The organism is Ruegeria sp. CE9 (assembly GCF_056537425.1).
The window spans coordinates 301,001-324,882 of sequence record NZ_JBQFRO010000005.1 but is presented as its reverse complement, the minus strand read 5'-3'; the positions used below and the strand labels follow the sequence as shown (position 1 = coordinate 324,882).

Below are 23,882 nucleotides of genomic sequence, written 5' to 3'. Positions count from 1 at the left end.
AGCACTACCCGCGCAAAGCTGCACGTATTTCCCGTTCCAGAGCGTCCAGAAATCGCGACCGGTCTGCTTTGGAAAATGGCTTGCCGCCGCCGCCAGATCCAAGCGGGTTTGCGGCACGAAGGTCAGCCATCAGATCGCGCATGGCCAGTTGCTGGCCAATATTGGCCGCAGTGAAAGCCTCGCCATTGGGGCGCAGCACGCGTGCTTTGGCCTCGACACACTTGGCGGCCAGAGGTATGTCAGACGTTACGACGATATCACTGGTGCCGCAGCGTTCGGCGATCCACTTATCTGCCTCATCCGCTCCTGCGGCGACGATTACCACTTGCACCAATGGGTTGGCCGAGGGCCGCAATCCTCCATTCGAGACCAGAACCATCGGCACTTTGTGCCGCATCGCGACCCGCTCGGCCTCGGTTTTTACCGGACAGGCGTCGCCATCGATGTAAAGCGTCGTCACGCCTCTTTGGCCTTTGCGGTGGGTTTGGCCTTTGGCGCCGATTTTCGGACCTTGAATTCGTCGGGGATGGGCATCCGGTTAAACGCGTCCAGCCCCGCGATTTTGTAGGCTTCTGCCAAGGTGGGATAGTTGAACGTGTTCTGCACGAAATAATCCACCGTGCCTTTCAGGTTCAGCACCGCCTGCGCGATATGGATCAACTCGGTTGCTCCCTCGCCGACAATCTGCACCCCCAGAACCCGGCGGGTCTTGAGCGAGAACAGCATCTTTAACATGCCATGTTCGAGCCCCATGATATGCCCACGCGAGGTTTCGCGAAACCGAGCCACGCCGACCTCATAGGGGATACCACGCTCCTGCAGCTCTTCCTCGGACATCCCGCAAGTTGAGATTTCGGGCACGGAATAGATCCCATACGGATACCAGGGACTTTCCGGCAGCGTTGGAGTCTCAAGCGCATGACAGGCCGCGACCCGCCCTTGTTGCAACGACGTTGATGCCAGCGACGGATGCCCGATGACGTCTCCGGTCGCATAGATATGCGGCACCGAGGTTTGATAGGTCTTGCGGTCGACACTGATCCGATTGCGGTGGTCTGTTTCAATACCAACCGCGTCAAGATTAAGGGCTGAGGTAGCGCCCATGCGTCCAGCCGCAAACAACAGCATCTCTGCCCGCACATGACGTCCGTTGTCCAGCGTCACCTCGACATGGCCGCCTGCATCTTCGATTTTCTCGACGGCCGATCCCAATCGTAGATCGACGCCATTTTCCCGGATCTGATGTGTGAAATCATGGATCAGTGTCTTGTCGATAAAATCCAGAAATGTCTCGCGCGGTTCGATCAACGTAACCCGGACATCAAGCGCCGAGAACATGGTGGCATATTCAACACCGATCACCCCCGCACCGATCACGCAAAGCGAGCGCGGGATTTCCTCCATTTCAAGGAAGTCATCCCCATCGACAACGGTTTTGCCGTTGAATGGCACGTAATCGGGACGGTAGGTCTTGGTGCCTGTCGCAATCAGGAATTTGGCTGCCGTCAGGCGCGTGGTTTCACCTGCATCGGTCGCAACCTCTACCTCGTGTGGCCCTGTGAACGTTGCGAGCCCGTTCAGCGTTTCAACATGGTTGCGGTTGAACTGATGTTCCAACACATCGACCTCGTGATCGAGTGTCATGTGCAGCCGCGCCTTCAGATCCTCGGCCCGAATCTGATCTTTGACCCGGTAGGAACGCCCATAAAAACTGCGCTCGCGCCAGCCCGACAGGTTCAGCACGGTCTCGCGCAAAGTTTTTGAGGGGATCGTGCCGGTATGGACCGAGACGCCGCCAAAACGGTCTTTGCGGTCAATCACCAGTACTCGTCGCTGAAGCTTTCCGGCCTGAATTGCCGCCGCACGCCCTGAAGGGCCCGAGCCGATGATGATCAGGTCATAGTCATATTTGCTCATGCATCAATCCCCGTACAGCGCTTCGGCATGGAACGAGATGTGATCCTCCATGAACGTGGACACGAAATAGTATGAGTGATCATAGCCGGGCTGTAGGCGATAGGTTGCCTGCTGACGGCGTTCGGCTATGGCCTGTGCCAGCGCCTCGGGGCGCAGCAAATCCATGAACTGGTCATTTGCACCAGTGTCAATCAGCACAGGGCCATCGAAGCCGGAGCTTTTCATCATCGCGGACGCATCATGTTTCGCCCATACCGCTTCATCGTCGCCGAGATAGGCCCTGAGTTGTTTGCGGCCCCAATCGGCCCTCATCGGGTTCGAGATCGGGGAAAAGGCCGATACTGACCGGTAGCGCCCAGGCAGGTTCATCGCCAGTGTCAACGCGCCGTGTCCGCCCATAGAATGCCCGGTGATCGCCTGACGGTCTGCATCGATTGCAAAATTCTCAGCCAACAGCGTGGGTAATTCCTCGGCAACATAGTCCCACATGTTGAAATGAGGGGCCCAAGGTTCCTGTGTAGCATTTACATAGAACCCGGCGCCTTGACCAAGGTCGTAATCTTCGTGATCGGCCACACCTTCGCCACGCGGCGATGTGTCGGGAAACACCAGCGCGATACCTTGCTCGGCCGCCCAGCCTTGCGCCCCGGCTTTGGTCATTGCGTTTTCATGGGTGCAGGTCAAACCAGATAGATACCAAAGAACCGGAACAGGGCCGTCCTTGGCCTCGACCGGAAGGAAAAGGCCGAATGTCATGTCACATTTGCAAGCCGAGGACGCATGGCGATAGACGCCTTGCACACCACCAAAACAGGCATATTCTGAAAGGGTTTCCATCGCGCTGATCCTCACGTTGTGTCTGCGCCATGGCTAACGTCCGTCAGCGTCGGCGTAAAGTGCGGGCATCACCGGTATGCGCAATTTTCCAAGAGGATGAGGATCAAAACTCGCTGAACCAGCCGATCACAAACGGAACAGTCAAAATGCTGATCATAGTTGAGAACAATATTGCGGCGGACGCACGTTGTGCCGCCACGCCATAATGGGCAGCCAGAATATAGACATTCCCCGCCACCGGAAGTGACGCCGCCGCAATTGCGACCATCGCCGGGAATGCGCTGACCGGGATCAGCCAAATCACCGCAAGAGCCACGAAGAATGGATGCAGAACCAGTTTGCAAAAGCTTAGCCAGCCCGCAATTTGAATCCGTTCAGCTGATTTGTCCGCCAGTGATGCGCCAATCGCAAACAGCGCCCCTGGCGTGGCAGCGCCGCCCAGTATGGTCAGAAAATCATTCAACGGGGCGGGGACGGGCACCTCTAACGCGGACCAGATCAAGCCAGCAGATATTGAAAGGATCATCGGGTTTTTCAGCAAGCCAATGCTGATCAAGTGCACAGTCCCAAAACTAAGCCGACCATCCCGGCCTCCGTTAATCAAGATCACGATCAACGATGAGAACACGACCAGATCAACGGTCAGAACCAGCATGACTGGGCCTATGGCAGCTTCGGTGAACAGAAGCGCAAGCATGGGTAGGCCTAGAAAGCCCACATTTCCGATAGCCGCACACTGGGCCTCGACCGCAGCGGTAGGGATATCCAGCTCACGCAAATAGGCAACTATAGTTGCAATGGCATAAACACCTGCTGTGCCGATCAAGTACCCGATCACCAAGCGACCGTTGAAGATTTCGGCAAAAGGCAAAGTGGCCGCAAAGCGAAACAGCATCGCCGATAAGGCAAAGAAAAACACAAATTTGGTAAGATATGCTGTCGCTTCGGGTGGAAAAAAGCGACTGCGCCCAGCCAAGTAGCCCAGACCGATGATTGCAAAAAAGGGTAGGGTGCGCAGAAATATCTCGACCATGACAATGTGTTAGCACGGATGCCTAAGGTCTCAAGACCAATGTCTCGCATCGCGCAGTTGCAGCCGCAACACTGTGATAAAAACTTGATGGGGGCGAAAAGCGTTGAAACTGAACCGAACGGTTTATAGTGTTGCAGGATATCACTTTCAGGAGACATCATGACCCAAACCGCCACCATTCTGCGTACTGGCCGGAAATTTGACCAGGTCTTGCGCGGGGCTCGAGAAGTGTTTATGGCGGACGGGTTTGAAGGCGCAAGCGTCGACGATATTGCGCGCGCTGCGGGTGTCTCGAAAGCGACGCTATACAGCTATTTTCCTGACAAGCGCCTGCTATTTACTGAGGTTGCGCAAACCGAGTGTCGGCTGATGTCCGAGCGTGTTCTGGCAATGATCGACGAGACCAAACCAGTGCGTGAGGTCCTGACCATTGCCGCCACGCAGCTTACCGCCTTTCTCGTCTCAGATTTTGCGCAGCAGGTTTTCCGCATCTGCGTGGCCGAGCGCGATAGGTTCCCAGAGCTTGGCAGGGCGTTTTACGATGCAGGGCCTCAGAACGGCCAGCGCCAGATGGCGGAATACCTGAGCAAGGCAGTCGCCAAAGGAGAGTTGGCGGTAGAAGACGTAAACATTGCAGCCGAACAATTCTCTGAGTTGTGCAAAGTCAGGCTCTGGGTTCGTGCTGCGTTTGGTATCCAGAATAACTTTAGCCAGCAAGAAATTGACGAGGTCGCATTACAGGCCGTCGACATGTTCATGGCCCGCTACGGCGTGTAAACAACAACGCCAATAGCCAACCTAGAACTACAAGAAAGTGTTGGTGCGGGTGGAGGGACTTGAACCCCCACGCCTTGCGGCGCCAGAACCTAAATCTGGTGCGTCTACCAATTTCGCCACACCCGCAGTCAGATGCCGAAGCATCACGACGACGCGCTGAATAGCAAAGCTTTCGAGCGAGTGCGAGAGGTAAAATTGCCAAAGATAGAAGAATATTGACCCAGAAAAGGAAACAATCGGGTGCAGCTTTGAGGCGCTCAGTTCCCTGCTGCTACCAACGCGATCCAGACATGCTTAGCTGTCGAAGGGTCTGGCAATCTTGAAGGATTGGGGAATTGATGGAGGTTAAGTGGAGTATTTACCTAGTCGCTGCACTTTTTAGACCTCAATTTTCAGTCCGGTTTTTTGTTTCCAAATGGAGAACACTGGGGCTGCGCTTGGCCATACGATTTATCTCTCATACGTTGAGCAGTTGAATCCTGTGAGTATGCCAGATTGGTTTTGATAAATTTCTCATCCGTGCCGGGCGCGTGGACAAGCGTGGATCTTCGCCGGTTCGTTCTAAGTCAGGATTATCAGTATTCTCAATAAAATACAGAGGCATAGAAGAAGCCTGCGGCGGCGATCGTGCAGTCATTCGTCTGGCGATTCGAAAAATTTTCAGCCCGCTTGTATTCGTTGAATGTTCGAATGCGTAAGCGGTTTTCTATCTAGGGTTGAGGCTTTTCCATGGGGCCGCACCATAATTGCGCCACAATTCAAACGTCAAAATATCCTATTCGCGTCAAAATAACACCGCGGTAATCGTAATTGATTGGGCGCAGGAGTTAATGAGTCTTTTTGCCCTCGGGCACCGTGCGAGTTTCTGCTCAACTCCAGAACAAGGGTCTCTATCGTGACCAACCAGATCAAATCCGCTGCTTCCGAGCAAGACGCTGTCAGTCTTGCCCGCGAGAGCTTTATTGGCGAACTGAAAACCCTGAACCGCCAGCATCCTGGTACGGGTTTCGGCGTCGCACTCAGAACACACTCGGGCAATCGTTACTTGCTGGCCAATGCTCGCATGCCGCTGCCTGCCAACAAATCCGAAGATTTCCCGACCGGTCGACGCGTGGCCTGTCTGGAGAACGGTGAAGGCTTCAGCTCGATCGAAGTGCTGGCTGATTCCTTTGCGTATGAATCGATCTCTCCAAGAACCGAGGCTGCGATTCTCGGCAACGCATTGGACCTGATCGCACGAATCGACACGCTTGCGTGCCTGCCTGACGGGGCAGGGGACCACATCGCTGCAACTGGTACCGGAGGCTGACCATGGCGCGTAACGACCACCTTCTGTCTGTAGGAAACGAGGCTCTGTCCGAAATGACAGAGGCCATGACCTCGCTGACGACGCAGATCGACCAATTGACAGAGGTGGCGGATGCGCGTTCTTCCGCTCGGCTTGCTGCGCTTAAGACCAAAATGGAACACTTCACCGCCAGCATCACGCTGGTCGGGCAGGTGAAAGCGGGCAAATCATCGATTGTGAACATTTTGTCAGGGCGACCGAACCTGTTGCCCTCGGATGTAAACCCGTGGACATCTGTGGTGACCACCCTGAATATCAATACAAGGACCGAGGGCGATACTAGGTCCAAGTTCACGTTCTTTGAGCAAGAAGAATGGGACAACCTTATGGTTGGTGGCGGTCGTCTGGGTGAGTTGGCCAACCGCGCAGGCGCTGATGATGAAATGGATGATATTCGTCGTCAGATCGGAGAAATGAAAGCCAAATCCGAAGAAAGACTTGGTAAACATTTTGATCTGATCCTCGGACAAAGCCATCAGTATGACTACTTCGACGATGAACTGATTCAGCGGTATGTCTGCCTCGGGGATGAGGACGACCCGGATATCGACCCCAAAACGGGTCGGTTTGCAGACGTCACGAAGTCTGCCGAGCTTTACATGGATATCCCGCAATATCCAATCTCGCTTAAACTCTGCGATACGCCGGGTGTGAACGATACCTTTATGGTTCGCGAACAGATTACCCTGCGCAGTCTGCGAGGGTCAGAGGTTTGCGTTGTCGTGCTGGCCGCCAGCCAGGCGCTAACCACCATGGATATGGCGCTGATGCGGATCATCGCGCAGTTCGAAAACCGTCAGATCATCCTGTTCGTGAACCGCATTGATGAGCTGTCTGATCCGGTCACTCAAGTGCCTGAGATCCGAGACCGAATTCAGGATACGCTGAAACAGAACAACATCGACACCAATACTAGCGTCGTGTTTGGCAGTGCGCTTTGGGCCGAGGCCGCGTTGACCGGAAACCCGGATATTCTGACCGAAGAATCGCGCGAAGCTCTGAATACGTTCTACCTCGCTGCCGGGTTTGGCGATCAAGCTGCGTCGCTGGATAAAATTTGGGCGCTGTCGGGGCTGCCAGATTTGTTGCTCGCCATGAATGAGCGGATCGCTGAGGGTGCGGGAACGCGCTTGCTGGATCGTGTCCGCCATCGTGCGCGCAACATCGCCAGCCAGATCAGGGCGACGGCAGTGGCCAAGACGCTCTCAAACTCGGACGGCATTGTTCGGGATCTGGATGGTGCCTCACCTGAAGAGGCAATCGCCAAGGTGTCTTCAGAATATGAAAAGAAAGTCTCGGAGCTGACAACCAGGCTGCGTGACAAAGTATTGGAGCGACTGACATCCGCCGAGGCCAATTTCGTCAAACGCGCGACGGATTCGCTGATTTCACACTTGGAACAGAACGGCGAGCAGGGAACTTGGCAATATGATCCGGCTGGTCTGCGTACTCTGCAAAAGGCGGCTTACTTTAGCTTTGCGCGATCCATGCGAAAGGATGCCGGCGCACTTTATTCAGCTGCGGCTGCGGATGTTGAGGCGCTGTACCAGAAACTGCTGGGCAATCATCTGGGTGAATTCAGTATCGAAGCGCCCATCGTGCCGCGCGTCCCGCCACCACTGGGTATCGGGCGCACCATCGCGCTCGATCTGCAAAGCACTTGGTGGCGTCGTTGGTGGCAACGTCGCAAGGGGTTTGAAGCCTATGCCGCGGACTACACACGTCTGATCGCGTCCGAGGCAAACTCGATCACCAAGGACATTGAGGAAAATCAGATCGCCGCCGTCTTAGAAAATGTGCGCGCCACGCTGACCGACTTTATGGCCGAACAGAAAGATACTTTGCTCAGCATATCGCAGTCACCCGACAGGGCAGCAGCACAGCTGAGCGAGCAGAAGCCACAGAAATCGCGTGATGATATTCTGGGCGACATCCTGAAAGACCTTAGTAACGAAGCAGCATAAGAAGAGTTATGATAAAAGAATCACAAACCCGCTTCGTCTCTCCCAAGGCCTGGAACCGCATCGAGCAGTGGTCCCGCCGCAAACCTGTGTTTGCGCTTATGGGGGAATTCAGTGCAGGCAAATCGACGTTGATGAACTTCCTGCTTCGCAAGCAGGCTCTGCCGACACAGGTCACCGCAACCCAGTTGCCGCCGATCTGGTTCAGCTGGGGCAATCGGCCCGCCTATGTCAAACGCCATGACGGAAGTACCCAGAACATCGAGCTGGATCAGCTTGAACAGGTTGGCGTCAATGACGCTCAATTCGTTCGCATCTTTCTTCAGGCCGATATTCTGGAAGCAGTCGACCTGATTGACACGCCAGGTATTTCGGACCCGAAGATCTCGACGGATGTCTGGCAACGCGCTGTCGGTCAGGCCAATGGTGTTTTGTGGTGCACCCACTCAACACAAGCCTGGCGCGAGACGGAACGTGCGACCTGGGTTTCGCTCCCTGAACGGTTGCAGCACAAGTCGCTGTTGCTGGTGACCCGGGCGGATGCCTTGAACCACAAGGACCGTCAGAAGGTATTGCGACGCGTGAACCGCGAGGCGGGTCATTTGTTCAATCGCACAATCCTATTTTCGGCGCGTGATGCCATTTTGGCACGTGACAAAACCGGTGATGCTGAACTTTGGTCACGCAGTGGCGGCGGCAAGATGGTCGATAGCTTCCTTGAGATCACCGAGCAGATCATGGACAGCCGTGCAGAAATGCTGGCACGCTATCAGATCGATAAATCCATGTCTGATGCACCCAAAGTGCAACCATCGCGGCCGGAAAAAACAAGCAGCGACGCTTCGTTGAAGCTTGTCACGCCGATCGAGGGTGACTCTTCGCCCGAGAACGAAGTGATTACAAGTTTTCCGGTACGCCCTGCCCGTGTCGAGCGTCGGGCTGAGGAAACCGAACACGCACGGATAAATGCAGAAGAAGCTGAGCGGATGCGCGCTGAAATGGCGACCGAAGCGGAACCTGCTGACGAGGATCTGCGCGCCTTGTTCTCGGATCAAGCAGAAAATCCGCTGGATCTGAACCTGCTGGCGAACCCCGTCACCGACGTGGATGAGTTTGCCTTTATGGATGACGATGACGAAGATGATGCTGACGACGCTGAATTGATCGTCATCGGAGAAGAAGAAGCGCCGGAGGCTGTAGAATCTGCGGAAGCTGAGGCCGAAACACCGGCAGAGGCCGAAGAAAGCTCGGACATCGAGGTTTCTGTCTCGTCAATTACCGCTCTGCTGGCAGAACAGTCAGAAAGCTCTGCCGAAGAATACGAACCGGAACCGGATTCGAATTCATTGGAGCCAAGCCGCGTCGTGTCGTTGACGGGTGAGCTGTCTGGCGAAGATATTAATGGAACAACTGATGACAAGGCGGAGGTTGAAGAGGATCAGCCCATTGAATCGCCTCTCAGTGCGGCGGCAATGTGGGGCGAAATCGTCGCGCATCAAGACCTTCCCGATGATGCGAAGGGTCTCAAAAGCGCCTTTGCAGCGTTCCTGACCGAGTTTGATCAGATAGCGCTGGAACATGACGCCAAAAGAAACCAAGAGATGCCGCGCGCGGTGCCCGAAGCTCGTAAAAACGGCGGAGCGGAATGGCATGCGATCTAGGTTAAATCGCAGGGTGGGCATCTGAATGTCGCTTGAATCTGCTCTGGCTTCTGCCATCGAGACAATACCCGACTGCATCGCAGCCGGGTATATCGACATGGAAACAGGCATGTTGTTGGGGATCGACGCATCAGATCAGGACAGCGCAGATGCGCTTGAAAATCTTGCGCTTGCGGTCGCCAATTTGTTCAAAGGTCGAGGGACGAAAGGGATCGAAGACCTTCTGCGCTCGGCAAATATCGACGATACGGACCATCCGGGATTTGGGGAAATCGCGGTGTTTTCAAATGATCGTCTGCACATCTTTCTCAGGACACAGGAATATCCTGATCACGTGGTGTGCTACATTTGCCGAGACAGTGCTAATATCGGGCTGGCACTTACGAAGTCACATCTCAGCCTCGGGCCGGTAGCGGCCGCAGTTTAGACGGGACCAGAGGGGGTCACGCATGATGGATAGTGAAATACTGGATATGCTCGAAGGGATCGGGCGGTCTTCGGTCGCGCGATTGTCGCCGGCGGTTCACTTGACTGGAAACAGCGCGCAGATGCGTCGGGATGAAGTTCTTGGCGCCATCCGAGGGACAATCTTGCCCCGCCGCCTTGAGTTCACGGCGTCAGATGGCGCGGTGTTGGCCATCGAAGTTAACAGCTCTCGGATTACGGATGTATTTCGCTGTGTATCGGGCCCGGTTCCGGATTTTGAAACTGAAGCACGCGAGAACTTGACCGAACGGCTGGCCCAGTTGGTATCCGACATCGCGACGGCCCCCGGTCCGTTGGAGCTGGTATCCTTACGACCTGATACAACGCTTGAAGCGGATGATGTGGGCATCACGTTTTCCGAAGTCGATGCGGCCTGCGCCCGGATTGAGTTGCCGGAAGAACCGCGCATGTCCCTTGTCCCCGACCCTGCCCCTGAACCTGAACCCCAGCCTGCGGCTGCATCTCAGGATTCGGATGGCGTTGCCAGACAATTCTTTGAGGGCTCGGGCCGATTTGCGCTGGGGCGTGTATTGGTAGGGGCAACCGAAGACGCAGCTGAATTGGACGGGCTTTGTGCTCAGGGTCAGCCATTGCACCCGGATAGGGATCTGCTGGACCGGTTCACCCGGGATCTCTCTGGTTGGCAAGCTGATGGTTCTGATGCTTTGTCTGTGCCGCAACTGATCGTCATGCGCCCCACAGGCGGGCAAGGGGCCGGTATCGCCATTTTGCGCGACGGCCAGGAAACCGCTGCAGCCGTTCATGACGCCCGTAAACTAGGTGCTGTTGTTAACCTGCTGAAAACCTTGAAAAGCGCCGCTGAATAACCGCTTTCCTGCCAAATAGTGTCCACTTTGCAAAATTATGTAAAATATGAGTTACCAGGGTAAATCTTATGAGTGAATTAAACCGCCGCGAACTTATTCGCATCGCAGAAGATATGAATGGGATGAGTAATGACGAAACACGTCATTTCATCTCGCGCATTATTGACGACCTGTCGAACCTCAAGCCTTCGATTGCTTTCGTAGGCCAGATCAAGGCGGGTAAGTCACGTTTGATCAATGGCTTTACTGGACAGGCGGAATATCTTCCCTCGGATGTTAATCCCTGGACGACCGTTATCACCGACATGCATTTCGGCCATCCTTCGGGACGAACTTCGGGTGCCGAGTTTCATTTCTTCGATAACAGCCAGTGGCAGGCTCTGATCGCCGAAGGCGAAGAGCTGCGCAATATGTTCCCTGATGAAGAGGACAGCTATAAGCGCGAAATGATCGAAGAGCAGGTTGAGGCGATGAAAACGCGCGCCAAACTGCGCTTGGGTGAAAGCTATAAACACCTGCTTGGTCAAAATCACGATCTGGACGAACTGAATTCGGATGATCTGGCGCGCTATGTGTGTGCCGGGGACGATCCCACGGACGAAGGCCAATTTGATCCCGGCTCTGATCGGGGGCTCTACAGCGATATCACACGCAAGGCCGAAGTCTATTTTGATATCGGCCATTTCCCATATCCAGTTACAGTTACCGATACGCCCGGCGTCAATGACCCGCTGTTGATCCGCGAAGAAATCTCGCGCCAGTATCTCAAGGAATCAGATTTCTTCGTTGTGGTTCTTTCTGCGCATCAGGCTCTGTCACGGGCTGACCTGAAACTGTTCCGTTTGATGCAGGCGCTAGAGCTGGGTCAGATCGTGGTTTTCATCAATCGCGTGGACGAGTTGGGCGGTGGTGCCGAAGATGCAACCAAGGTGCGTGCCGATGTGTTGGACGGGCTCGAACAAGCGCTTGGAAATTCAGAAATTGACGTTCTCATGGGCAGCGCCCAATGGGCCCACTATGCGTTGACCGGCGACGAAACCGGCATTGATCATGATCAGATTTTGGCGTGGCTGCGCGCCCACCCTGACCAGATGAAACAATATCTTGAGGGTGTCGAAGAGATCAAGCAAGGCCCCGGCCCTATCAGCCGTGAGGGTGTTTTGCGCTTTGCCGCGATGATAGCATCGGGCTTGCCGGATCTGCGTCGCCATGTGACCAAGGCTTTGACCGATGGACCGCGTCAAGAACAACTCAACATTGCTTGGCAACACCTCAACAGCTTTGCGCAGGGTGAGCTGGAACGCAGCACAGCGCGGCTACGCGCGGTAGAGGACAATGATGGTCCGAACACAGCGGATGTAGAGGAAAACAACAAAACGCTCGCAGAATTGCGGGCGCTTGTTGACGAGAAAACCAAATCCATCACCAATGACATGGACGATGTACTGGCCAACCTGCGTGGCGTTATGGATGACACTGTCGCCGAGGCCGTCTCGATCGTGGTGCGTGGCCCGGATGGTCAATCGCCCTTGCTGGCCAAAGATGGGGATACTGAGCTGAACTTCACCCCGCTGCGCGAGCGGATGCGTGAACTTGTCCAAGGTGCAACGCAAGTCGTACGCCAGCGCATGCTCAGCGAACTCTATGCGATTGATATGCAGACCAATGCGGCCCTGCGTGCCCTTCCAGGTTGGCAAGAGCCGGTAGACAATCGCATGAACACAAGTGCAGTACGCTGGTTCCGACCGGATACAAGCGCGTTGACGCGTGGCATCACGGTAGAGCTGCGCGTGACATGGTTGTCGCGACTGATTTCGCGCCGCAGTGTCCTGAACCGCGCCGAACGGATGATTGTTCAGGAATTTGAAATGATCGGTGATGATCTGGTGGATACCGCCAGAAGTGATCTGGCAGAACGGATGAAAACTGTTCTTGATCACTATCTGGCGCTGCTGGCCGGGCATCTCGAACACCGGGCTGGCCCGGATGGGTCGAATGCGCGCGCAGAAGCGCAACGTGCGGTTGACCAAGCACGTCGTATAAGCGATGAACTGGGTGCGGTACATGGAACCGCACCCGTGGATAATCGACAGGCAGAGGCCGCAGAATGATTGTATTCCCCGGAACCGAGAAGGAAGTGCGCCAGCTGGAGCGTTTCCTGACCGTCACCGAAAACGCGCCCTCATCGGCAGAGCTTGATGACATGCGTGCCCGTGCGCTGGCCTATGCCGAGCGTCTTTCGAATGCGGTTTCAATTGGTTTTGCAGGGGAATTTGGTGCTGGGAAGTCAAGTCTTGCCAACATGTTGGCGGGGGCTGATATCCTGCCCACAGGGCCGCAACATCTGAAGCTGCCCCTTGTCATTGTGGCCTATGCCGAGACACCGGAAACCACTGTTGGCTGGTGGGATAAGGAACCCAAGGTCTATTCTGGCATTGCGCTGGAAAAGGCGGCAGCGGACGAACCCGATTTCATTTCGGTCGGGTTGAACACCCCTGCCCTGCAGGAAATTTCGCTGTTTGATCTGCCCGGTGCGGGTGCTTTGGATGACACTTACAAACAGACTCTGAGCTTGCTGGACTATGTTGATTGCGCGATCTGGTGCACGAATGGCACCAACGCCTGGCGTGAAACAGAACGTCACCTTTGGTCACAAGTTCCGCAAAAACTGCGCGATAATAGCCTGCTCGCAGTGACGCATGCTGATCTTCCTCCGGTTCGAGATTCGCTGGATCGGGTTATTGCGCGTCTGAACAAGGAAAAGGGCGATCTGTTCCGTGCGGTCGTACCAATAGGTACTCCTGTCGCCGTTCGCGCGATGGAACAAGAACCCGAACCTGATTTTGAGCTTTGGAAAACATGCGGCGGTCAAGACCTTGCAGAACAGGTCTTGCGCGTCGCGTCTGATCACCGCCGCCACGACCTGGAAGCTGCTCAAAGAGATTTGGCCGAACGGTTCTTGCCTTATCTGGAAGACCTCACTGGTGAAGCCCCTGCAAATGACGCAGAGTCGGACGCCAAGGCCGTACAGGCAAGCCTGGAATCCGCCCTTCCCCCCCTGGACAATCCAATCCTTGAGGATTGGCTCGCCGCGATCGCAAGTATCTACAACGATCTTCGTGAAAGCTCGGATATCGAACCGGCTGCCTTTCTGCAAAGCTGTCAGGAAATCGTCGAGGACTTCGCCGAAAGACTGGAGTCTGGGTCTGAAATTGATCCCGAGGCGGACTGGATTCCGGCAGAGTTTGAAAAGGCCACAGACCTGCTTTTGCTGCTGCAATTCGAAAGCGGCGACGCGCCCTTGAAGGATGCGGTAAGCATTCTTGCGCAGCTTGGTGACAATCTTGCCTGGGCTGGTAGCTCGGTCGCGTCTGCACCTTCCAAAACCGGTACCTAAGCATTTCCCGCATTAATTGAGCCGCATTGCAGCGATTCGAACGGATCGGAATCACTCCGCTATTGTTTCGATTTCGTGGACCAAGCTTGTATTTCAGCGATATAGAATCCAAATAAATTATCAAAAGATCACCATATATGGTGATCGGAATAACCTTGAATACTAAATATGCGATTCAGGTATTTTTGATCCTTAGTGAAGCCATCAGGCGGCCCCAATAAAGTCAAATTTGAAACGTCTAACCGTCTTAAGTGTCCTGCGGTTGTGTTTGGTTGTGAGTTCGTGGGCCGAAGCCCTGGTAATTTATACCGCAAAAAACGAGTAATATGGGCGGGAAGAAATGAGCCACAACCAGGCAGTCGATGCATCGCACGACGAACCTCATATCGAAGGACTGAAACCCGAAGCAAAACTGCTGCGCGGTCAGTACGAAATTCTTCGGTTTCTCAGCAATGGCGGGTTTGGAATAACTTACCTCGCACGCGATAGTCTGGAACGCGATGTCGTCATCAAGGAATGCTATCCAGGTGCGCTGTGCCAGCGGAACGGAGATCTGGTAGAACCGGCCAATCCTGATCACAAAGATGATCTGCGCGCGATCATTGATCTCTTTATTCAAGAAGCTCGCAACCATGCGCGCCTGGTGCATCCGAACATCGTTGATGTGCATCAGGTGTTTGAAGATAACAACACAGCTTACATCGCAATGGATTTGATCCGCGGCTGTGACCTGTTGGATTATGTCGAGAACCCTGAAAACAAGAGTGGCCCGGACTTTATCATTCAAGTCACCGAAAAGATGTTGTCGGCGGTGTCGTTCATTCACCAAAGCGGCATGCTGCATCGCGACATCTCGCCGGACAATATCCTGATCGATGAAAATGGTGAGCCCATTCTGATCGACTTTGGCGCAGCGCGCGAGCAGGCGGCGAACAAATCAGCGGCCTTGCTGACACTGCGGGTGATCAAGGATGGGTATTCCCCTCATGAGTTCTATGTGCGTGGCGCAGACCAAGGCCCAAGCAGTGACCTTTATGTGCTGGCTGCGACGCTCTATCACGCGATCAGTGGCGAACGCCCAATTGATGGCCAGACCCGTCTGAACGCTTTCAACAACGGCCAGGATGATCCTTACACCCCGTTGGCCGGGCGTTTCAAAGGCTATCCGGATGGTTTCCTTGAAGCGATCGACAAAGCGATGGAGGTTCACGCAACTGATCGATTGCAAACGGCACTAGAGTGGCTGCGCATGTTCCGTGGGCCCGATGTGATGTTCGACAGTTTCGCGTATCGTCCGGTTTCAGTCATTGTGGGCATGGATCGCAAAGACGAAGAGGCCGAGAAAGCGCGCATCAAAGCCGAAAGCGAAAATGCCGAGGCTGTTGTAACAGCTCTTCTGGCTGGAAACGCTGATCTGACCCTCGGGCACGAAGAAAAGCCCGACGACAATCTGGCCAAGTTCACCCCTCAGGATGAGGCAACGACTGCGGTAGACACCGTTGTCAAAAGTGGCTCAGGCGGCAGCGGTAAAATGATCGCAGGTATTGCAGTTGTTTTGGCAGCATTGGCCGGAGGTGGATATTTTGTGATGACGGGCGATCAGAAATCGCCCGAGGCAACTCCGGTTACTGCAGAGGCTCCGACCACTCCGGCGCCCGTCGAAGCAGCGCCGGAACCGGTCGAGCAGACTGCCGAAGCCGTAACAGAGCCGGAACAGGCCGTGGTTGCTTTGGCATCAGAACCAGAGGTGGCGCAAGACCAACCTGTCGAGCAGGTACAAGATGCGCCAGATGATTCTGCGCCAGCGCCGGAAACTGAGGAAGTTGCTGTTGCGGAACCCGACGACACGGAGCCTACGGCCGAGGCAGCCGCGCCTGCCGAAGCTGAGGCAGTGGCACCTCTCGAAACCGCAACACCGATTAACTTGGCAGAAAACCAAGTGGCATTTGGACACTGGGACATTGAAATCCCCTTTTCGATGTCCAAGCGTCGCAGCTCGACCGGGAATACTATCGGCATCAATGGCTTGAATGCAGGTCAAGACAAGTCGGTAATCGGTGATTGGGTCGAGCGTGGCGCTACCATCTTTACCCTGAACGGTGAGCCCATTCGTGCGGATGCAACGCTTGCATCGCAAGTGCTGGACAATTTCACGGTCGACCCAGATGGGTACATCCGTGTTGCGGCCCGCTATCGCAGCTTGGGTGAAACGCGCGCGCAGAATGGATTGCTGGCACTGCCCGCCCACCGCAGTTTCGGCCTCACAAACGGGTATACATTTGATGTGCGTCATGCCGGTGATGCAGGGTGGCAGACCGTTGTCACATCTGTTCCGGAAGGAGGGTCTGGTAGTCTGCAGCAGGGAGACGTGCTGCTGCGTGAAACCCGGACTGGTGCCACGATCAACGAACCCGAGAGTTTGGATGGCATCCTTGCTCAACTGGTTTCCCAGAACGAACCCGAAGCGCGCATAAATGTACTGCGCGACGGAACTGAAAATACTGCGGTCATGCAGCTAACGCAGGAGTGATCGCCCGGTTCATGTAAATTTCGCCAGTTACAGTTTGCTGGGGGTGCCGCCGATTGCGTCATCCCGTCGGGAACCGGCCCGTCGCGACGTAAATGTTTCTCTGTTTCCTCTTCATCAGTGCCCTGCGCCTTAGGCGAAGCGGTTTGTAGCAGTCCTGTGGGAAAAGCCCCGCATCAGAAATCAAAGAAGGTGACGACACCATGTTTAAATACAAAAGCCCCCTGAGCCGGCTTCTAGAAGGTGCCGGAAAACCGAAAGACGAAGATGCGGTGGAAACTGAAACCGTCGCGGAAACGGCAGAAACAGAAAGCCCCGCTCCGATCGCGGATTTCAATGCCTTGCGCGCAGCCCTTGCGGGCGGAAACGTTAGCTCGGACAGCTACGAGGAAGCAGACGAACTGATCCCAGAAGAACCGATGCCCGAGTTCACGGAAGACCAGATTGAAGATCAGGTCACCGAAGAAGAAGTGGCTGAGGTTCAAGAGGTCGAAGAAGACGAGCAGATTGTCACACTTCATCTGACCCCGGAAGACGAGGTTCAAGACGACGAACCTGAAGTCATCGTTGCAGAACCAGAAGCCGTTGAAACTGAAGTTGTTTCCGAAGCTCCGGTCGAGGCGGAAATCGTCGAAGAACCCACACCTGCACCTGAGCCGGAGCCTGTTGATGTCGCCCCGGAACCAACCGTGGTCGCACCTGCACCTGTACCCGAACCTGCACCTGCACCTGCACCTGCTGAGGATCGCCGCTCTCGTGTGAAGACCACATTTTTGGGCTTCGAGCGTGCAGACACGCATGTTCAGGAGCTCATGGAAACGGCAGAGCCCGTTGAGAAAAAAGAAGCTGCCCAACAGACATTCCCGGTTGGTTGGCTGGTTGTGACGGCTGGTCCAGGACGGGGTGCTGCAGTCACCTTGACCGAAGGGCTGATGCAGATCGGTCGGAATGACGATCAGGCCATTCAGCTGGATTTCGGCGACACTGGGATCTCTCGCAGCAATCACGCTGTCATTGCATATGATCCTGAGGATCGGAAATGCTATCTGGGCCATGGCGGCAAGGCCAACTTGGTGCGGCTGAACGGCAAGCCAGTTCTAAGCACCATTGCTTTGTCCAGCGGTGACCTGATCCGGATCAGCGAAACCTCGATCCGCTTCACCGCATTCTGTGATGACGGCTTTGACTGGCGGGATGCCGATTAATGCTGGCGACCCCTGCATATGATATCGCTTTGATCCTGGACCAGGGTCAGCGCGCCTCGCAGGAAGACGCGATTGCTGCGCGGGTCTCCGACTCAGCAGACGCGGGTTATGTTGTTGTTGCGGACGGGATGGGTGGCCATGAAGCGGGCGAAGTTGCTTCGCAGTTGGTCATTTCAGCCTGGCGTGATGCAATGGATGCCCAGTTGGATGGGCCCGACCTTGCCGAGAGCGCTCTGCTCGACGCTCTGCCGTTGGCCGCAATGCAGGCCAATGCCGCCATGGCCAGCCATAGCGAGGAAAATGAGGTCAATCTGGGCTCCACCCTTCTGGGCATGCTGATGTTGGATCAGCGTGTGTTCTGGATTTCGATTGGCGACAGTCCGCTTTACCTATTCCGTAACGATGCGATGACGCAGATCAACGAAGACCACTCGCTGGCGCCGATGATTGATGCACAGCTAGAGCAGGGTTTGCTTAGCGTGGAAGAGGCGCAGTCGCATCCAGACCGCAATCAGCTGACCTCGGTCATCATGGGTGCCGCGATTCCAAAGGTGGATTGCCCAGAACAGCCGCTGACGTTGGTCGCCGGAGATGTTCTGATCCTTGGCAGTGATGGGCTTCAATATCTCAGTGATTCCGAGATCGAATCCCTACTGCGCACGCATATCCAATCCCCCGCTCGCGATATTGCAGACGCCTTGCTACAGGCGCTGAATGCCAAGGCGGACCCGGATCAGGACAATATTTCAATCGCCGTGGTCAAACCGGCACAAGCTTAAACAAGGCAGTGAAACAGGACCAAATGAGAAACCATCTTATCATATCCAGCCTGGCTCTTGCGGCTGCAACAGGGGCGGCCTCGGCGCAACAGGCATGTTCGACCTATGAAATCCAGCCCGGCGACAGCTTGCGCGAGCTTGCAATCGCGGTCTACGCGACAGAAGACTACCGGGTTATCTATGACGCAAACCGGGACGTTATCGGCTCGAACCCCAACATCATCCGTGTTGGCGATATTCTGACTTTCCCTTGTCTTGAAGATATTGGACGGACCGCACAGCTGCCGGATACCGAAGCTGGTCGCATGGCAGCTGAGATGGCCGCTGAACTGGTCAAAGCGGCTGAGGAACGTGCGCAGAGAGCTATCGCCCAAGCTGAAGCTCGCGTTGCTGCCGCCGAGGCCGAAGCCAAGAAGGCCAGCGAGGATGCAGTGATCGCGGCGCGAGCCGCAGCCAAGAAAGAGATCGAGGCAGCACGGGCAGAAGGAGCGGCGCTGATCCGCAACGCTGATGCTGGGGAGCGCCCCGAGGTTCGTGACCGTCAGATATTGATGATTACAGGCAGCAACTACGCCCCATTTACGGATGAGGCGCTGCCCAATCGCGGGCTCTACACCAATCTGGTTGAAACCGCGATGCTTCGCGCGGCACCAGAGCAAGCCTATAAGATCCAGTTCGTCAATGACTGGTCGTCGCATCTGGATCTGCTGATGCCAACTCTTGCCTTTGACGCAACCTTCCCATGGTCGCGCCCGAATTGTGAAGAGGCTGAGGCTCTGTCAGAAAAAGACCGTTCGCGTTGCGAGACCTACAATTTCTCGAACCCCTTCTACGAAGTTGTGGATACCTTCTTTGGGAAGGCCGGATCCGGATACGAACAGACACTGACCTATGCAGACTTTGCTGGTACAACGATTTGCCGTCCGGAAGGGTGGTCTCTGTCGCATATGGATGCGGTGGGTCTTTACGAGCCCGCAGTAACTTTGATGCGACCGGTGTCACCGGATGATTGCTTTCATGCAGTCATGGATGGCTCAGCCGATATTGTCGCGATCGAAGCCCACCTGGCTGTCGAGGCAATCGGACGCTTGGGCTATGAACATCAGATTATCGAAAACCCCAACCTGGCGGCGATAAAGTCGCTTAACGTTATGACCCACAAAGATAATCCGGATGGGGAAGCGATCCTTGAGACGCTCAACCAGGGTCTGGCAATCATGCAGCAATCCGGCGAATGGCGCGATATCGTTTCGACCGCGCTGCGCTATCAAATGGAAAATGGCTAAGGCCTTGGTTGGCCTGACAAAACAAACGTCTGGAGGAAGTGGACATGTTTAATAAGAATCTGAAGAAAGCAGTACTATCGGCATCAGCCTTCACTGCCCTGAGCGCTGGTGCGGCTGCCGCGCAAGAGGCCTGCTCCAACTATACCGTTCAGGACGGCGATACGCTGGCGACCATTGCGATCGCTGCCTACGGTACCTCGAACTATCAGCCGATCTTTAACGCAAACCGGAATGCGGTCACCAATCCGGGCTCGCTGGAACCCGGTCTGGTTCTGGCCCTGCCTTGTGAGGATGGTAGCCTGCCAAACGGTCAAAGCGCGCAAGAGCTCATCGCTGCAGAAGAACAACGCGCAGCAAGCGTTAAGCGCTCGAACGTATACGCGCCGCCGATCAAGCTGGTTGCTGGCAACGGTTGGGAGCCCTTCACAACCGAAAGCCTGAGCGGTGGCGGTATCATGACGCGCATCGCGACAACCAGCCTTCAGCGTGCCGGCAACAGCCGTGATTTCTCGGTCAGTTTTGTTGATGACTGGAGCTCACACCTTGAAACCCTGCTGCCTCTTGGCGCGTTCGATATCTCTATCGCTTGGACGATCCCAGATTGTACCAACCGCTCTTACGAGTGGTCTGAAGAGACCGAAATGCGTTGCACACAGTTCGTAGCCTCTGTGCCGGTCTACGACGTGGTGGGTGGCTTCTATACTTTGCCTGAAAGTGACTATGCAGCCGCGACTGATTTCGCGGACCTCGAAGGCTCGACGATCTGCCGCATGGCTGGCTGGAGCATGGTTGTTCTCGAAGAGGTTGGCTTGAACCGCAACAACACAACTGTGATTCAACCCAACACGGCCCGCGAATGCCTGGATGCCGTTCTGACCGGAACCGCAGATGTCGCCGCGTTCGAAGTGGACCTGTTCGCATCGACAATGACAGATATGGGTCTTACGTCGGCAGACATCGCCGAAAACCCCTATGTGTCCACGCTGTCGTCGATGAGCTTCCTGGCCCACCGCACCAACCCCTTCGCGCGCGAATACATCGCGATGATGAACAAAGGTCTGGTCGAGATGCGCGAATCTGGCGAGTGGTACGCGATTATCTCGGACGGTCTTCGTGAGCAGAACGAAAAGCTGAACGCAGCGTCCAACTAATCCCTCGGTCAATATGACCATTCTTTGGGGCCGGTCTTTTGACCGGCCCTTTTTTCTGTTCCCGGTCTTCACTGTGGTTCTCGTCGATCAGCTGGCAGGACCTGAAAAACCGCCAAAATCGATGTTTCAGCCATTAAAAGCAGACATATAAGTTAAAAATAACATAAATCGTCAAATAAATCGGCCTCTCTACGGGAATCCCCCAATATTCAGCGCGAGTAATAGGGGTAGGATAAACTTAACTGCACCGGTGAGGCGTAAGCCCCACCACTCACTCAGAAAGAGGCTGGCTATGGGGGCCGGCCTTTTTCTTATTCTGGGGCGGAAAAAAACCGGCCTGCTTAGGCCGGTTTCTTCTTTGGTACTTTGGGTGAAGTGCAGCTTATCCGATAAGCGCGTTCAACGTTGCACTGGGGCGCATCACGGTTGCAACTTTGGCCGGATCGGCGTGGTAGTAGCCACCCAGATCCGCCGGTCCGCCCTGTACCGCCGCCAACTCTGACAGGATCTGTTCTTCCTTATCTGCCAGCTCTTTTGCGAGCGGAGCAAACTCGGCGGCAAGTTCCGCATCATCAGATTGTGCTGCCAACGCCTCGGCCCAGTAACGGGCGAACCAATAATGGCTATCGCGGTTGTCTGGCTGACCGACCTTGCGGCTGGGCGATTTGTTGTTATCCAGAATGCCCTGCGTCGCAGCCTCTGCAGCAGCACCAAGAACACCGGCTTTGGCGTTGCCCTTGCTGTCGGCAAGGAAATTCAGGGATTCACCCAATGCGCAGAATTCGCCCATCGAGTCCCAACGCAGGTGATTTTCTTCGACCAACTGCTGCACGTGCTTCGGGGCGGAGCCGCCCGCGCCGGTCTCGAACAGGCCGCCGCCATTCATCAGTTTTACGATCGACAACATCTTGGCCGAAGTCCCCAATTCGAGGATCGGGAACAGGTCGGTCAGGTAGTCCCGCAATACGTTTCCGGTGATCGCAATGCTGTCCATGCCTGCTGTGATGGTCTCTAGCGACTGGCGCGTCGCTTCGCGCGGGGCCATGATCAGGAACTTGTCGGCCACACCAGCAGCCTCAAGCGCCGGTTTGACGTATTTGATCAGCTCAGCGTCATGGGCACGGTTGGCATCCAGCCAGAAGATGGCTTCCGAACCAGTCAAGCGTTGACGGTCCATCGCCAGCTGAATCCAGTTCTCGATCGGGGCCTTTTTGACGGTGCAGGCGCGCCAGATATCACCCTTTTCAACCGCATGCTCATGCAGCGTTTCACCATTGGCCAGTACGATGCGGATAGTACCATCTGCAGGCGCTTCGAACGTTGAGGGGTGCGAGCCGTATTCTTCGGCTTTCTGCGCCATCAAGCCAACGTTTGCGACGGCGCCTGCGGTCGCTGGGTTCAGCGCACCATTGGCTTTGAAGAAGTTGATGGCCTCATCATAAACCGGCGCATAGCAGCGGTCAGGGATCACACAGTTGGTGTCGCCCTTGGCTCCGGTCTCATCCCAACCTTTGCCACCGGCACGGATAACGGCTGGCATCGAGGCGTCGATGATCACATCTGACGGGACGTGCAGGTTGGTGATGCCGCGATCCGAGTCCACCATGTACATCGACGGGCGATCGCCTTTGATCGCGTCGATCGCTGCAACGATATCTGCATTGCCCTGAACCCGCTCAAGCAAATCACCCAGCCCAGAGTTTGGATTTACACCCAACGCATCCAGTTCTGCACCGAATTTCTCAAATACCGGTGCCAGCCAAGCCCTGACCGCATAGCCAAAGATGATCGGGTCGCTGACCTTCATCATCGTCGCCTTCATGTGCAGCGAGAACATGGTGCCGTCTTTCTTGGTGTCTTCGATGGCATCAGCCAGGAAAGATGACAGCGCCTTGACCGACATGAAAGTTGCGTCCGCCACGGTGCCTTCAGCGAGGGGCCAGCCATCTTTCAAAACCGTAACGCTTCCGTCTTCGCCGACAAACTCAATCTTGGCATCGCCAGCCCGCGCCGCTGTAATCGTTGCGGATCTCTCGTTGGCGTAGAAGTCATTGCCCGGCATCGAGGAAACTTTGGTTTTGCTGTCTGCGCTCCATTCCCCCATCGAGTGCGGGTTCTTCTGGGCATAGTTCTTTACTGCCCGCGCGGCGCGTCGATCGCTGTTACCTTCACGTAGAACGGGGTTCACAGCCGAGCCTTTGATTGCATCATACCGCGCACGGATCGCCTTTTCCTCATCTGTTGAAGGCTCTTCAGGGTAGTTCGGAATGTCGTAGCCCTGTGACTGTAGCTCTTCGATGGCGGCCACCAGCTGGGGCACTGACGCCGAAATGTTGGGCAGTTTGATGACATTCGCATCTGGTGTTTTCACCAACTCACCCAGTGCCGCCAGATCATCGGTGATGCGCTGTTCGTCTGTCAAGTTCTCAGGAAAGGTGGCAATGATGCGCCCGGCCAGAGAAATATCCTTGGTTCCAACACTGACGCCAGCGGCTGACGCAAACTTGCGGATGATGGGCAGGAACGAGGCGCTCGCCAATTCAGGCGCTTCGTCTACAATGGTATACAATACGTCGAAGTTCGATTTTTCTGCCATATTCCCTTACCTTTTTTAGCCTTTCAGGGGCGTGCGATCCAAGAGTGTGTGCCGTCGTGACTTGGGCACCGAGCCGTAACGAGACGCAATCGCC

Annotated in this window: 18 protein-coding genes and 1 tRNA gene; 13 read left to right on the top strand and 6 right to left on the bottom strand. The window is 55.3% G+C overall.

Going from position 1 to position 23,882, the window contains the following annotated elements:
- Positions 1-4: 4 nt before the first annotated feature.
- The 4 genes from ACR0B3_RS12495 to ACR0B3_RS12480 form a co-directional block, all read right to left on the bottom strand.
- Positions 5-460: a YaiI/YqxD family protein gene (locus ACR0B3_RS12495; RefSeq protein WP_480809370.1), complete on the bottom strand. Its 456-nt coding sequence runs from the start codon at positions 458-460 to the stop codon at positions 5-7.
- A complete protein-coding gene (gene sthA, locus ACR0B3_RS12490) occupies positions 457-1,917 on the bottom strand; it encodes a Si-specific NAD(P)(+) transhydrogenase (protein ID WP_480809369.1) in 1,461 nt (486 codons plus the stop codon). The genes ACR0B3_RS12495 and sthA overlap by 4 nt, the downstream gene beginning before the upstream one ends.
- A 3-nt stretch (positions 1,918-1,920) precedes the next feature.
- Positions 1,921-2,754, bottom strand: coding sequence for an S-formylglutathione hydrolase (fghA, locus tag ACR0B3_RS12485; protein WP_480809368.1), 834 nt, complete (start codon positions 2,752-2,754; stop codon positions 1,921-1,923).
- 103 nt (positions 2,755-2,857) lie between these two features.
- A complete protein-coding gene (locus tag ACR0B3_RS12480; protein ID WP_480809367.1) occupies positions 2,858-3,787 on the bottom strand; it encodes an AEC family transporter in 930 nt (309 codons plus the stop codon).
- A 159-nt stretch (positions 3,788-3,946) separates the two neighbouring features.
- On the opposite strand from ACR0B3_RS12480, the gene ACR0B3_RS12475 reads away from it, so the two are divergent.
- A complete protein-coding gene (locus tag ACR0B3_RS12475) occupies positions 3,947-4,564 on the top strand; it encodes a TetR/AcrR family transcriptional regulator (protein WP_480809366.1) in 618 nt (205 codons plus the stop codon).
- A gap of 41 nt (positions 4,565-4,605) precedes the next feature.
- Here the strand turns inward: ACR0B3_RS12475 and ACR0B3_RS12470 are convergent.
- Positions 4,606-4,690, bottom strand: a tRNA-Leu gene (locus tag ACR0B3_RS12470).
- Positions 4,691-5,459: 769 nt separating this feature from the next.
- On the opposite strand from ACR0B3_RS12470, the gene ACR0B3_RS12465 reads away from it, so the two are divergent.
- The 12 genes from ACR0B3_RS12465 (at position 5,460) to ACR0B3_RS12410 (ending at position 21,192) form a co-directional block, all read left to right on the top strand.
- Positions 5,460-5,873: a hypothetical protein gene (locus ACR0B3_RS12465; RefSeq protein WP_170685678.1), complete on the top strand. Its 414-nt coding sequence runs from the start codon at positions 5,460-5,462 to the stop codon at positions 5,871-5,873.
- Positions 5,874-5,875: 2 nt separating this feature from the next.
- Positions 5,876-7,876 (top strand): dynamin family protein, encoded by a 2,001-nt coding sequence (locus ACR0B3_RS12460; RefSeq protein ID WP_480809365.1) that lies wholly within the window; start codon positions 5,876-5,878, stop codon positions 7,874-7,876.
- A gap of 8 nt (positions 7,877-7,884) precedes the next feature.
- Entirely contained in the window at positions 7,885-9,534 is a 1,650-nt protein-coding gene (locus ACR0B3_RS12455) for a dynamin family protein (RefSeq protein ID WP_480809364.1), read from the top strand.
- Positions 9,535-9,559: 25 nt separating this feature from the next.
- The gene (locus tag ACR0B3_RS12450; protein WP_480809363.1) at positions 9,560-9,961 is read left to right on the top strand and encodes a hypothetical protein; all 402 of its coding nucleotides are present in this window, start codon (positions 9,560-9,562) and stop codon (positions 9,959-9,961) included.
- A gap of 22 nt (positions 9,962-9,983) precedes the next feature.
- Entirely contained in the window at positions 9,984-10,847 is an 864-nt protein-coding gene (locus ACR0B3_RS12445) for a hypothetical protein (protein ID WP_480809362.1), read from the top strand.
- Between the two features lie 68 nt (positions 10,848-10,915).
- Positions 10,916-12,958: a dynamin family protein gene (locus ACR0B3_RS12440; RefSeq protein ID WP_480809361.1), complete on the top strand. Its 2,043-nt coding sequence runs from the start codon at positions 10,916-10,918 to the stop codon at positions 12,956-12,958.
- The gene (locus tag ACR0B3_RS12435) at positions 12,955-14,244 is read left to right on the top strand and encodes a dynamin family protein (protein WP_480809360.1); all 1,290 of its coding nucleotides are present in this window, start codon (positions 12,955-12,957) and stop codon (positions 14,242-14,244) included. The genes ACR0B3_RS12440 and ACR0B3_RS12435 overlap by 4 nt, the downstream gene beginning before the upstream one ends.
- Positions 14,245-14,584: 340 nt before the next feature.
- Positions 14,585-16,774, top strand: coding sequence for a serine/threonine protein kinase (locus ACR0B3_RS12430; protein ID WP_480809359.1), 2,190 nt, complete (start codon positions 14,585-14,587; stop codon positions 16,772-16,774).
- Positions 16,775-16,974: 200 nt separating this feature from the next.
- The gene (locus ACR0B3_RS12425; RefSeq protein WP_480809358.1) at positions 16,975-17,976 is read left to right on the top strand and encodes an FHA domain-containing protein; all 1,002 of its coding nucleotides are present in this window, start codon (positions 16,975-16,977) and stop codon (positions 17,974-17,976) included.
- Positions 17,976-18,755: a PP2C family protein-serine/threonine phosphatase gene (locus ACR0B3_RS12420; RefSeq protein ID WP_480809357.1), complete on the top strand. Its 780-nt coding sequence runs from the start codon at positions 17,976-17,978 to the stop codon at positions 18,753-18,755. The genes ACR0B3_RS12425 and ACR0B3_RS12420 overlap by 1 nt, the downstream gene beginning before the upstream one ends.
- Positions 18,756-18,778: 23 nt before the next feature.
- On the top strand, positions 18,779-20,041 hold the full coding sequence (locus tag ACR0B3_RS12415; RefSeq protein ID WP_480809356.1) for a peptidoglycan-binding protein LysM: 1,263 nt from the start codon (positions 18,779-18,781) through the stop codon (positions 20,039-20,041).
- A 44-nt stretch (positions 20,042-20,085) separates the two neighbouring features.
- Entirely contained in the window at positions 20,086-21,192 is a 1,107-nt protein-coding gene (locus ACR0B3_RS12410) for a peptidoglycan-binding protein LysM (RefSeq protein ID WP_480809355.1), read from the top strand.
- 382 nt (positions 21,193-21,574) lie between these two features.
- Here ACR0B3_RS12410 and ACR0B3_RS12405 read toward each other — a convergent pair whose 3' ends face one another.
- Positions 21,575-23,788, bottom strand: coding sequence for an NADP-dependent isocitrate dehydrogenase (locus ACR0B3_RS12405; RefSeq protein ID WP_480809354.1), 2,214 nt, complete (start codon positions 23,786-23,788; stop codon positions 21,575-21,577).
- Positions 23,789-23,882: the final 94 nt, after the last annotated feature.